Raw genomic sequence first — 11,006 nt, forward strand, 5'->3', positions numbered from 1 at the left:
GGCACCCCGTGCCGCTTCACTGGCGGAAGGCGCTCCGCTCGGGGGCAGACCGCCAAGGGGGAGTCTCATGACCACCACACCGTCACGTACGCCCACGTCCGCGGCCGAAGGCGCCACACCCGGCACCGCCCGCCTCCTCGCCGCGATCGCGGCCGCCCTCGGCCCGCTGATGTTCGCGGCGGCCGGCCTCCTGGCGCCCTACGACACGGACGCCTCCAGCAAGGAGATCGCCCGGGACATCGCCGCGCACCAGGGAGCCGCGGAACTGTCCGTGTGGCTGTGGACGGTGGGCACCGTGCTGTTCCTGCCGGGCCTGGTCGGCGTGGCGCTGCTGGCCGTGTCCCGCTCGCCCCGGCTGGGCCTGTGGGGCTCGGTCCTCTTCGGCACCGGGCTGACCGCGATCAACGCCACCCCGAACCTGGACGTCGTCGCGCTCGGGGCCTACGAGAAGGGCGTCGGCCAGGACTCCCTGGTGCGCATCGCGGACGGCGTCGACGAACTCGCCGTGGTGAACGGCCCGATCCTCTACTTCGTCGCCGCCCACGTCGTCGGCGCGATCCTGCTCGGCGTCGCCCTGCTGCGCGGCCGCGTGGTCCCGGCCTGGGCCGCCTGGCTGCTGATCCTTTCCATGCCGCTGAACGTCGCCGGATGGGTGATCGGCATCGCGCCCCTGACCGCGCTGTCCTTCGTCATGGCGGCCGCCGGCTTCGCCCTGGCCGGTCTCGCCCTCGTCCGCCACGGCACCGGCTGGGCGCGGACCGCCTGAAACCACCGTCTCGGGGGACGGGGAAGCGAGACGCCCCGCGGACCGACTGCTCCGGTCCGCGGGGCGCCTCGGGATGCCGTGACGGCACAGGGCGTACGAGGTGCGATCAGTCCTTGATCTCGCAGATCGCCGCGCCCGAGGTGATGGACGCGCCGACCTCCAGGGACAGGCCCTTGATGGTGCCGGCCTTGTGCGCGTTGAGCGGCTGCTCCATCTTCATCGCCTCGAGGACGACGACGAGGTCGCCCTCCTTGACCTCCTGGCCCTCCTCGACGGCGATCTTGACGATCGTGCCCTGCATCGGGGAGGCGAGGGTGTCACCGGAGGCGACGGGGCCGGACTTCTTGGCCGCCCGGCGCTTGGGCTTGGCGCCCGCGGCGAGGCCGGTGCGGGCCAGGGACATGCCGAGGGAGACCGGGAGGGAGACCTCCAGGCGCTTGCCGCCGACCTCGACGACGATCGTCTCGCGGCCCGCGTCGTCCTCGGCCTCGGTGTCGGCCGGGGCCGCGAAGGGCTTGATGTCATTGACGAACTCGGTCTCGATCCAGCGGGTGTGGACCGTGAACGGGTCGCTGGAGCCGGTCAGTTCGGGGGCGAACGCCGGGTCCTTGACGACCGCGCGGTGGAACGGGATGGCGGTGGCCATGCCCTCGACCTGGAACTCCTCCAGGGCGCGGGCGGCGCGCTGGAGGGCCTGCTCGCGGGTGGCGCCGGTGACGATCAGCTTGGCCAGCAGGGAGTCCCAGGCCGGGCCGATGACCGAGCCGGACTCCACACCCGCGTCCAGGCGCACGCCGGGGCCGGAGGGCGCCTCGAACTTGGTGACCGTGCCGGGGGCGGGCAGGAAGTTACGGCCCGGGTCCTCGCCGTTGATGCGGAACTCGAAGGAGTGGCCGCGCAGTTCGGGGTCGCCGTAGCCCAGTTCCTCGCCGTCGGCGATGCGGAACATCTCGCGCACCAGGTCGATGCCGGCGACCTCCTCGGTGACCGGGTGCTCGACCTGGAGGCGGGTGTTGACCTCGAGGAAGGAGATGGTGCCGTCCTGGCCGACGAGGAACTCGCAGGTGCCGGCGCCCTCGTAGGAGGCCTCCTTCAGGATGGCCTTGGACGCGCGGTACAGCTCGGCGACCTGCTCCTCGGAGAGGAAGGGCGCAGGCGCCTCCTCGACCAGCTTCTGGTGGCGGCGCTGGAGGGAGCAGTCACGGGTGGAGACGACGACCACGTTGCCGTGCTTGTCGGCCAGGCACTGGGTCTCCACGTGCCGGGGGCGGTCCAGGTAGCGCTCGACGAAGCACTCGCCGCGGCCGAAGGCGGCCACCGCCTCGCGCACCGCGGAGTCGTACAGCTCGGGGACCTCTTCGAGGGTGCGGGCGACCTTCAGACCGCGGCCGCCACCGCCGAAGGCGGCCTTGATGGCGATCGGCAGGCCGTGCTCCTTGGCGAAGGCCACGACCTCGTCCGCGCCGGAGACCGGGTCGGAGGTGCCGGCCACCAGGGGGGCACCGGCGCGCTGGGCGATGTGCCGGGCGGCGACCTTGTCACCCAGGTCGCGGATGGCCTGCGGGGGCGGGCCGATCCAGATCAGGCCCGCGTCCAGGACCGCCTGCGCGAACTCGGCGTTCTCGGAGAGGAAGCCGTAACCCGGATGGATGGCGTCCGCGCCCGACTCCCGCGCGGCGCCCAGGACCTTGCCGATGTCCAGGTAGCTGGTGGCCGGGGTGTCACCGCCCAGGGCGAACGCCTCATCCGCGGCGCGGACATGCAGAGCGTCCCGGTCCGGGTCGGCGTACACGGCCACGCTCGCGATACCGGCATCCCGGCAGGCCCGGGCCACGCGGACAGCGATTTCGCCACGGTTGGCGATGAGCACCTTGCGCACGATTGAGGCTCCCTCCTTGAAACAAGCCGAGTTTAGGGACTGCCGACACGGCTCTTCGACCCGTCCCCTGTGGTGAGCTTCCCCACACGGAGCGTGATGCGAGCTTGCACGACCCGCGAAATCCCTTGTCGCACCACGGTACGCAGGACTCCTCCCGGAAACCCTAGCCCTCCGCTGTGGTCAAGGTCTCTGTGAGAGCGTGCTGCGGACCACTCCGTTTCTTTGTGGAGTCCCTACGAATGGCCCAATGATTCTTTGCCCCCGGCCGAACCCTTGTCCCGCGGTTTACCCGTTAGTAGCGTTCGCGCTGTACCGAACGTACTTCGGGTAACAACAGCACGGCTCGAAAGTGGGTGGGGACCGGTGATACGCAGGCCGGTGGCGTGGGTCGTGGCGATCGTCCTTCTGGCCGAGGCCGTCGGCGTGGCGATGCTGAACTGGATCATGGGCAGCCTCGTCGACGCGCAGAACATGTCGCTGGCCGGCCTGGACCCGGACGCGATGTCGATGTCCTCGAAGATCGGCGGGATCGTCTTCGGTCTCTACTTCGCCCTGTGCGCGCTGGTCGCCCTGCTGGTGGCGGTGCGCGACCGGCAGCCCGCCGGGCTCGGCCGGATCCTGCTGATCAGCGCCGCCGTGGTGCACGGCCTGCTGGGCGCGGTCGCCTGGGCGCTGATCGGCCTGCCCGAGTCCCTCTTCATGCTCGTGATGCTCGGACTGATCGTGCTGGTGCTGGTCACCTACGACGGCCAGCGGGGCCCGGCCGCCGCGGGGCCGCCGCAGGACGCGAAGGCGCCGGGCGGCCCTGAGGGCGCCGAGGAGCCGGGTCCCAGGGAGACCGACGGCTCGCCGCTCGCGCCGGGGGCGGCGCCCACAAGTCCGTGATGCCAGCGTCCGGTTGAGCCGGGGGTCTGTGCGGTAGCGGTCGGTGCTGGTGCTGGTGCTGGTGCTGGTGACCTGCGGCGGACGGCGGGGGCCCGGCGGCGGGGCCCCAGGACACGAAGGGCCCGGGCGGGCCTGAGGGGCCCGGGGTCCCCGGGATGCGGAGGTGGTCCCGGGAAGCCTGGGGGCTCGCCGCTCGCGCTTCCGGCGGCGCCCGCAACTTCCCGCGCGGCAGGGCCCCAGGGCGCGAGAGGGTCCGGGCGGCCCCGGGGAGGCTGAGGGTGCCGAGGGGGCGCGGGGGCGCCGGGAGGTCGCACGGCTCGCTGCTCGCGCTTCCGGCGGCGCCCGCAATTTCTCGTCGCGGCGGCCTCGGGACGTGAAAGGGTCCGGGTGGCTCCAGGGCCCCGAGGAGGCTGAGGGTGCCGAGGGGTCCCCGGGGTGCCGAGGGGTCCCCGGGAGCCGATGGCTCGCCGCCCGCGCTTCCGGCGGCGCCCGCAATTTCCCGTCGCGGCAGCCTCGGGACGTGAAAGGTCCGGGTGGCCCCGGGGGAGGCTGAGGGTGCCGAGGGGGCGCGGGGGCTCCGGGAGGTCGCACGGCTCGGCGCTCGCGCTTCCGGCGGCGCCCGCAATTTCTCGTCGCGGCGGCCTCGGGACGTGAAAGGTCCGGGTGGCTCCGAGGGCCCGGGGGCCCGGGGAGGCCGGCGGGTCGTCGGTCAGGGCTTTGGCGGTGCCCACAAGTCCGTGATGCCTACGCCCAGTTCTGCCAGCAGTCGGCGCAGCAGAGGCAGGCTGAGGCCGATCACGTTGCCGTGGTCGCCGTCGATGCCCTCGATGAAGGGGGCCGAACGGCCGTCCAGGGTGAACGCCCCCGCCACATAGAGAGGTTCGCCGGAGGCGACGTACGCGGCGATCTCCTCGTCGGTCGGCTCGCCGAAGCGGACGACGGTGGAGGCGACCGCGGAGACGTACCGGCCGCTCGTCGTGTCGTAGACGCAGTGGCCGGTCTGCAGGGTGCCCGCGCGTCCGCGCATGGCCTTCCAGCGGGCCGTCGCCTCCTCGGCGTCGGCCGGCTTGCCCAGCGCCTCGCCGTCCAGGTCGAGCACCGAGTCGCAGCCGATCACCAGCGCACCCTTGACCTCGGGCTTCGCGGCCACGACGGAGGCCTTCGCCTCGGCGAGGGCGAGGGCCAGTTCGGCGGGGGTGGGGGCGGAGACGGCGTCCTCGTCGACCCCGCTGACAAGCACCTCGGGGGTGAGTCCGGCCTGGCGCAGCAGGCCCAGCCGGGCGGGGGACTGGGAGGCGAGGACGAGTCGGCGGCGCGGCTGATCGGTCATGCGGTCAGCCTAGTGCCGGTCAGCGCAGCCCGATCACGATCATCGCGAGCACCATGGCCAGGGCCAGGAAGATGCTCAGTCGCCGAAGCATGTCCTGCATGTCGCGCAGTTCCTTCGGCGGTTCGTTTTCGGGGTCGGACCACAGCATGCCACCAGCGTGGGGCTTGGGCGGGGGAGGGCGCCTGAGTACGGGTACTCAAAACGCGCCCTGAGTTGTAGCCAGGTGCGCGGTTCCCCGCGCCCCCAGGACGATTCGGTTACCCCGGCCAGTAGGTGCGGGTCCATGCCGTCGGACCCGGCTTGGGCAGGCGGTGCCCCGCGATGCGGGACGGGTCGGACCACGCGGCCTTCGGCTCCTCCGCGCCGGACGGCGTTTCCGTCGCCGCCGCGGCGCGGGCCCGGACCACCGCCAGGGCGGCGGCGAGCTCCTCCGGGGTGGGGTTTCCCCGTACGACCTTGATGTTCATGACGGCTCCCGGCAGGGCTAGAGGGGGATGTTGCCGTGCTTCTTCGGAGGCAGGGACTCGCGCTTGGTACGGAGCTGGCGCAGACCCCGGACCACATGGCGGCGGGTGTCCGACGGCATGATCACGGAGTCGATGTAGCCGCGCTCGGCAGCGATGTAGGGGTTGAGGAGCGCGTCCTCGTACTCCTGGATCAGCCGGGCCCGGGTCGCCTCCACGTCCCCGGCGGCCTCCGCCTCCGCGATCGTGCGGCGGTGCAGGATGTTGACCGCGCCCTGGGCGCCCATGACGGCGATCTGGGCGGTGGGCCAGGCGAGGTTGATGTCCGCGCCGAGGTGCTTGGAGCCCATGACGTCGTAGGCGCCGCCGAAGGCCTTGCGGGTGATCACCGTGATGAGGGGGACGGTGGCCTCGGCGTAGGCGTAGATGAGCTTGGCGCCGCGGCGGATGATGCCGTCGTGCTCCTGGTCGACGCCCGGCAGGAAGCCCGGGACGTCCACGAAGGTGATCACCGGGATGTTGAAGGCGTCGCAGGTGCGGACGAAGCGGGCCGCCTTCTCGGACGCGGTGATGTCGAGGCAGCCGGCGAACTGCATCGGCTGGTTGGCGACGATGCCCACCGGGTGGCCCTCGACGCGGCCGTAGCCGGTGAGGATGTTCGGCGCGAACAGCGGCTGCGTCTCGAAGAACTCGGCGTCGTCCAGGATGTGCTCGATCACCGTGTGCATGTCGTACGGCTGGTTCGCGCTGTCCGGGACGAGCGTGTCCAGCTCGCGGTCCTCGTCGGTGACCGCGAGGTCCGCCTCCTCCGGGTAGACCGGCGGCTCGGACAGGTTGTTGGACGGCAGGTACGACAGCAGCTGCTTGACGTACTCGACGGCGTCCTTCTCGTCCCCGGCCATGTGGTGGGCCACGCCGGACACCGAGTTGTGGGTGCGGGCGCCGCCCAGCTCCTCGAAGCCGACGTCCTCGCCGGTGACCGTCTTGATGACGTCGGGGCCGGTGATGAACATGTGCGAGGTCTGGTCGACCATGACCGTGAAGTCGGTGATCGCCGGGGAGTACACGGCACCGCCCGCGCAGGGCCCGACGACCAGGCTGATCTGCGGGATGACACCGCTGGCGTGGGTGTTGCGGCGGAAGATCTCGCCGTACGCCCCGAGGGAGGCGACCCCTTCCTGGATACGGGCGCCGCCCGAGTCGTTGATGCCGATGACCGGGCAGCCGGTCTTCAGCGCGAAGTCCATCACCTTGACGATCTTCTGGCCGTAGACCTCGCCCAGCGCCCCGCCGAAGACGGTGAAGTCCTGGGAGAACACGGCGACGGGGCGGCCGTCGACCGTGCCGTACCCGGTGACGACACCGTCGCCGTAGGGCCGGTTGTTCTCCAGGCCGAAGTTGGTGGAGCGGTGCCGGGCGAACTCGTCCAGTTCGACGAAGGAGCCCTCGTCGAGGAGGAGTTCGATGCGCTCACGGGCCGTCAGCTTGCCCTTGGCGTGCTGCTTCTCGACGGCACGTTCGGAGCCGGCGTGCGTCGCCTCGTCAATACGACGCTGGAGATCCGCGAGCTTGCCCGCGGTGGTGTGGATGTCGATCTCTTCCGGCTCGGACATCGGTCTCGCGGCTCCCTGCCTGCTCAAAAGGGGGGACGGTTACTCATCCGTAGAGTAGTGGTGCCCCTACGAATCAGCAGTGCGGCGTTTCACACACCTAGGGTGGCTTGCATGACGCCGCGAGATGCTTCAGGAGACGACAGCCGTTGGTCGGACCTCGACCGGCCGCCCCTCAACGCCGCCGCGCTGCGCCGCGGGCTGGTGCGGGAGGGCGGGCTGTGGTCCGGGATCGAGGTGGTGGCCGCGACCGGTTCCACCAACTCCGACCTGGTGGCCCGCGCCGCAGCGGGCAAGGCGGCCGAGGGCGCGGTCCTCGTCGCCGAGGAGCAGAGCGCCGGGCGCGGCCGCCTGGACCGCCGGTGGACGGCACCGCCGCGCTCGGGCCTCTTCTTCTCCGTCCTGCTGACACCCGGGGACGTGCCGGTCGCCCGCTGGGGGTGGCTGCCGCTGCTCACCGGCGTCGCGGTGGCCACCGGCCTGTCCCGGTCCGCCGGCGTGGACACGGCCCTCAAGTGGCCCAACGACCTCCTGGTGACCGTGGGCGGCGAGGAACGCAAGGCGGGCGGAATCCTCGCGGAGCGGGCGGGCGAGGGCGGCGTCGTGGTGGGCGTGGGCATCAACGTCACCCTGCGGGAGGACGAGCTGCCGGTACCGGGGGCGGGGTCGCTGGCGCTGGCCGGAGCCGTGAGCACCGACCGTGACCCCTTGTTGCGGGCCGTTCTGCGCTCCCTGGAGGAGTGGTACGACCGCTGGCGCGCGGCGGCCGGTGACCCGACCGTGAGCGGACTCCAGGAGACGTACGCGGCGGGGTGCGCGACGCTGGGAAGAACGGTACGGGCCGAGCTGCCGGGAGACCGGTCACTGGTGGGGGAGGCGGTGGCGGTGGACGGCGACGGCCGCTTGGTGATCGCGACGGAGGAGGGCGTACAGGAACCGGTGGGTGCGGGAGACATCGTGCACCTGCGACCGGCGTAGAGGGACCTGCCTCTTGGACCCGAAGACATCGGCCACCCCGCCTCGGGAGTGAGCTAACCCACACCTGCCGTACAGTTGAGGCCGGTCGATACCTGACCGTGACAGATCGGAAGGGCAGCAGGCGTGACCGCAGACGACACGGGCTCCGGCGCGGACGCGACCCCGCACCCGCTCGCCGTGCGTCTCGAACAGCTCATCCTCGGCGCCGAGCGGCGCTACACCCCCTTTCAGGCGGCCCGCACCGCCGGCGTCTCCATGGAGCTGGCCACCCGCTTCTGGCGGGCGATGGGGTTCGCCGACGTCGGCCAGGCCAAGGCGTTCACCGAGGCGGACGTCCTCGCGCTGCGCCGGCTCGCCGGTCTCGTCGAGGCGGGGCTGCTGAGCGAGGCCATGGCCGTACAGGTGGCGCGGTCCACCGGGCAGACCACCGCCCGGCTCGCCGAGTGGCAGATCGACTCCTTCCTGGAGGGCCTGACCGATCCCCCGGAGCCGGGCATGACCCGCACCGAGGTGACGTACCCGATCATCGAGCTGCTCCTGCCCGAGCTGGAGGAGTTCCTCGTCTACGTCTGGCGCCGCCAGCTCTCGGCCTCGGCGGGGCGGGTGGTGCAGGCCGCCGACGACGAGGAGATGGTCGACCGGCGGCTGTGCGTCGGCTTCGCCGACCTCGTCGGGTTCACGCGGCTGACCCGCCGTATGGAGGAGGAGGAGCTCGGCGAGCTCGTCGAGGCCTTCGAGACCACCGCCGCGGACCTTGTGGCGGCCCGGGGCGGGCGGCTCATCAAGACGCTCGGCGACGAGGTGCTGTACGCGGCCGACGACGCCGCCGTGGCCGCCGAGATCGCGCTGCGCCTGATCGAGACCATGGCGAACGACGAGACCATGCCCGAGCTTCGCGTCGGCATCGCCTTCGGCACGGTGACCACCCGTATGGGTGATGTCTTCGGTACGACGGTGAACCTCGCCTCCCGGCTGACGTCGATAGCTCCCCGTGACGCCGTCCTCGTCGACAGCGCCTTCGCCGAGGAGCTGATCCGCACCGGGGAGGCGCCCGCCTCCGAGGCCGAGGCGGCGGAGGCCGCGGCCACCGCCGAGAAGGAGGGCGAGGAGCCGCCGACGTACCGTTTCGCGCTCCAGCCGATGTGGCAGCGGCCGGTGCGAGGACTCGGCGTCGTCGAGCCCTGGCTGCTGACCCGCAGGGACGTGTCCCCCTCCTAGCCGCGCTGCTGCTGCACGCACAGGCCGATGATCGGCACGCACAGGCCGGGTGCGGGCCGGGTCGAGTGCGTGGGCTGGGGCGTGGGCGCGGGTGGGGGTGTGGTCGGCGCGGGTCGTGGGGCGGCGGTCGTGGCGGGTGCGCGGTGCGTGGTCTGCGCCGTGGGTGTCGGGGCCGGGGCCGGTGTGTTCGGTGAGTTCGGTGTGTCCGGGATCGTCGTGGGGGCCGCCGCGAGGGGCAGGGGTACGGCGGTCGCGGATCCTGCCGGGGCCCGGGAGGTACCCGGTGCGGGGGTCGCGGTCGTGGTCGTGGAGATCCCGCCCATCGCCGTGGTCGCGGACGGGCTCGCCTGCGGGACGGAGCCCACGGTCGCGGCGGCGTTCGCCGCTCGGTCCGCGCCGGTGTCGGTGCCGGTGCCGGTGCCGGTGGTGATGTCGCCCGTGTCCGTGCCGGGGGCGGCCTGGGGGTCCGGCTCCGTCGCGCCGTAGCCGCCCAGTCCGGCGTCGGGGGTCAGCCGTACGAGGCTCAGGGCGCCGGCGGCCAGGGCGAGGCCGCCCGCGGCGAGCAGGACCTTGCGGGGGCGGGGCTTGCGGTGCCGGCCACGCGGTGCGAACAGGCGGGTGCCGCCGTCCTCCGCCATGCCTGTTGTCGTCATCGTCGCCGTCATGGTTCCTCCCCTGGTGCCTGCGCCCCCTGTGCGCCGTGGCGGGGCGCACGTTATGCGCTGCCGTGGGCGGTCGGGGAGGAGTTGGGCGGGATGTCACTCGAACGGGGTGTCGGGCGGGTCGGCGGGAACCTTTCGCGGTGGGGGCGGGGCTGCGATGATCGGAGCGTTCTTGTTAACCCGCGTTAACCGGGAGGGTGTCATGGGTGAGGAGCGGTTCGGGGAGTTCGTGCTGGTGCGGTGGCATGAGGAGGGGCATGTCGCCGAGCTGGTTCTCGACCGGCCCAAGGCGATGAACGCGGTCTCCACGGAGATGGCGCGGTCCGTCGCCGCCGCCTGCGCCTCGCTGGGGGGTGACGAGGGGGTGCGGGTGGTCGTGGTCACCTCCACGCATGAGCGGGCCTTCTGTGTGGGGGCCGATCTGAAGGAACGGAACTCCTTCAGCGACGCGGAGCTGCTGCGGCAGCGGCCGGTGGCTCGGGGGGCGTACACGGGGGTGCTGGAGCTGCCTGTGCCGACGATCGCCGCGGTGCACGGGTTCGCGTTGGGCGGGGGCTTCGAGCTGGCGCTGTCGTGCGACCTGATCGTGGCGGACCGTACGGCGGTGGTGGGGTTGCCGGAGGTGTCGGTGGGGGTGATCCCCGGGGGTGGGGGGACGCAGTTGCTGCCCCGGCGGGTGGGGGCGGCGCGGGCCGCGGAGCTGATCTTCAGCGCGCGGCGGGTGGAGGCGGAGGAGGCGTACCGGCTGGGGCTGGTGGATCAGCTGGTGGACGCCGGGGAGGACCGGGACTCTGCGTTGTCGCTGGCGGCTCGGATCGCCGCGAACTCGCCGGTGGGGTTGCGGGCGGCGAAGCGGGCGCTGCGGCTGGGGCAGGGGCTTGATCTGCGGGCCGGGCTGGAGGTGGAGGACGCGGCGTGGCGGACGGTGGCGTTCTCCGGGGACCGGGCGGAGGGGGTGGCGGCGTTCAATGAGCGGCGGGCGCCGCGGTGGCCTGGGCGGTAGTGCGCGTATGTATGTGGGTGCGGCTTGGTGGGGGCGGGCGTTTTGCGCAGTTCCCCGCGCCCCTGAGATGCCTGCGGCGCAGCTGCGGGTCCGGTGGGGGCGTGTGTAGCGCGTTCTGTTCGGTGGGTGGGTCGGGGCCGGGGTGGGGGGGGTGCGGGCGCGGGGCGGGGGGGCGGGGCCCTACAAATTGGGCGGGTACAGGAGCCCGCCC

At 72.5% G+C, this 11,006-nt stretch carries 11 protein-coding genes; 5 read left to right on the top strand and 6 right to left on the bottom strand.

The annotated features are described in order from the left end of the window. Positions 1–67 precede the first annotated feature (67 nt). The gene (locus tag ACFYZ8_RS40490) at positions 68–766 is read left to right on the top strand and encodes a hypothetical protein (RefSeq protein WP_388541244.1); all 699 of its coding nucleotides are present in this window, start codon (positions 68–70) and stop codon (positions 764–766) included. A 106-nt stretch (positions 767–872) separates the two neighbouring features. Here the strand turns inward: ACFYZ8_RS40490 and ACFYZ8_RS40495 are convergent, their stop codons facing one another. Next, the gene (locus tag ACFYZ8_RS40495; RefSeq protein ID WP_388541246.1) at positions 873–2,645 is read right to left on the bottom strand and encodes an acetyl/propionyl/methylcrotonyl-CoA carboxylase subunit alpha; all 1,773 of its coding nucleotides are present in this window, start codon (positions 2,643–2,645) and stop codon (positions 873–875) included. A 363-nt stretch (positions 2,646–3,008) separates the two neighbouring features. On the opposite strand from ACFYZ8_RS40495, the gene ACFYZ8_RS40500 reads away from it, so the two are divergent. Further along, positions 3,009–3,530, top strand: a complete 522-nt coding sequence (locus ACFYZ8_RS40500; RefSeq protein ID WP_359040399.1) for a hypothetical protein — start codon at positions 3,009–3,011, stop codon at positions 3,528–3,530. Positions 3,531–4,239: 709 nt separating this feature from the next. Here the strand turns inward: ACFYZ8_RS40500 and ACFYZ8_RS40505 are convergent. The 4 genes from ACFYZ8_RS40505 to ACFYZ8_RS40520 all read right to left on the bottom strand — a co-directional run bounded on the left by ACFYZ8_RS40505 (position 4,240) and on the right by ACFYZ8_RS40520 (position 6,937). After that, entirely contained in the window at positions 4,240–4,860 is a 621-nt protein-coding gene (locus ACFYZ8_RS40505) for a nucleoside triphosphate pyrophosphatase (RefSeq protein WP_359040401.1), read from the bottom strand. A 19-nt stretch (positions 4,861–4,879) separates the two neighbouring features. Continuing rightward, complete coding sequence (mmpB, locus tag ACFYZ8_RS40510; RefSeq protein ID WP_107405694.1) at positions 4,880–5,008, bottom strand: morphogenic membrane protein MmpB; 129 nt, start codon at positions 5,006–5,008, stop codon at positions 4,880–4,882. 109 nt (positions 5,009–5,117) lie between these two features. After that, positions 5,118–5,327 carry an acyl-CoA carboxylase subunit epsilon gene (locus tag ACFYZ8_RS40515; protein WP_359040403.1) on the bottom strand — a complete coding sequence of 70 codons (210 nt, stop codon included), beginning with the start codon at positions 5,325–5,327 and terminating at the stop codon, positions 5,118–5,120. Positions 5,328–5,344: 17 nt separating this feature from the next. Next, complete coding sequence (locus tag ACFYZ8_RS40520) at positions 5,345–6,937, bottom strand: acyl-CoA carboxylase subunit beta (protein ID WP_359040405.1); 1,593 nt, start codon at positions 6,935–6,937, stop codon at positions 5,345–5,347. A 111-nt stretch (positions 6,938–7,048) separates the two neighbouring features. On the opposite strand from ACFYZ8_RS40520, the gene ACFYZ8_RS40525 reads away from it, so the two are divergent. Both ACFYZ8_RS40525 and ACFYZ8_RS40530 read left to right on the top strand, forming a co-directional pair. Further along, positions 7,049–7,912 carry a biotin--[acetyl-CoA-carboxylase] ligase gene (locus ACFYZ8_RS40525; protein ID WP_359040407.1) on the top strand — a complete coding sequence of 288 codons (864 nt, stop codon included), beginning with the start codon at positions 7,049–7,051 and terminating at the stop codon, positions 7,910–7,912. A gap of 123 nt (positions 7,913–8,035) precedes the next feature. Then, entirely contained in the window at positions 8,036–9,130 is a 1,095-nt protein-coding gene (locus ACFYZ8_RS40530) for an adenylate/guanylate cyclase domain-containing protein (protein ID WP_359040409.1), read from the top strand. Here the strand turns inward: ACFYZ8_RS40530 and ACFYZ8_RS40535 are convergent. Further along, positions 9,127–9,795 (bottom strand): hypothetical protein, encoded by a 669-nt coding sequence (locus ACFYZ8_RS40535; RefSeq protein WP_388541251.1) that lies wholly within the window; start codon positions 9,793–9,795, stop codon positions 9,127–9,129. The two genes, ACFYZ8_RS40530 and ACFYZ8_RS40535, sit on opposite strands and share 4 nt — an antisense overlap. Before the next feature lie 199 nt (positions 9,796–9,994). Between ACFYZ8_RS40535 and ACFYZ8_RS40540 the strand changes: the two genes are divergently transcribed. Continuing rightward, positions 9,995–10,795 carry an enoyl-CoA hydratase-related protein gene (locus ACFYZ8_RS40540; RefSeq protein ID WP_359040413.1) on the top strand — a complete coding sequence of 267 codons (801 nt, stop codon included), beginning with the start codon at positions 9,995–9,997 and terminating at the stop codon, positions 10,793–10,795. The last annotated feature ends 211 nt before the right edge of the window (positions 10,796–11,006 follow it).

This window comes from Streptomyces sp. NPDC001668 (genome assembly GCF_042893155.1).
In the GTDB taxonomy this organism is placed as follows: domain Bacteria; phylum Actinomycetota; class Actinomycetes; order Streptomycetales; family Streptomycetaceae; genus Streptomyces.

Coding starts and splice junctions, on each gene's coding strand:
- ACFYZ8_RS40490 (WP_388541244.1), top strand. CDS start 68: ATGACCACCACACCGTCACGTACGCCCACGTCCGCGGCCGAAGGCGCC.
- ACFYZ8_RS40505 (WP_359040401.1), bottom strand. CDS start 4,860: ATGACCGATCAGCCGCGCCGCCGACTCGTCCTCGCCTCCCAGTCCCCC.
- mmpB (WP_107405694.1), bottom strand. CDS start 5,008: ATGCTGTGGTCCGACCCCGAAAACGAACCGCCGAAGGAACTGCGCGAC.
- ACFYZ8_RS40515 (WP_359040403.1), bottom strand. CDS start 5,327: ATGAACATCAAGGTCGTACGGGGAAACCCCACCCCGGAGGAGCTCGCC.
- ACFYZ8_RS40520 (WP_359040405.1), bottom strand. CDS start 6,937: ATGTCCGAGCCGGAAGAGATCGACATCCACACCACCGCGGGCAAGCTC.
- ACFYZ8_RS40525 (WP_359040407.1), top strand. CDS start 7,049: ATGACGCCGCGAGATGCTTCAGGAGACGACAGCCGTTGGTCGGACCTC.
- ACFYZ8_RS40535 (WP_388541251.1), bottom strand. CDS start 9,795: ATGACGGCGACGATGACGACAACAGGCATGGCGGAGGACGGCGGCACC.
- ACFYZ8_RS40540 (WP_359040413.1), top strand. CDS start 9,995: ATGGGTGAGGAGCGGTTCGGGGAGTTCGTGCTGGTGCGGTGGCATGAG.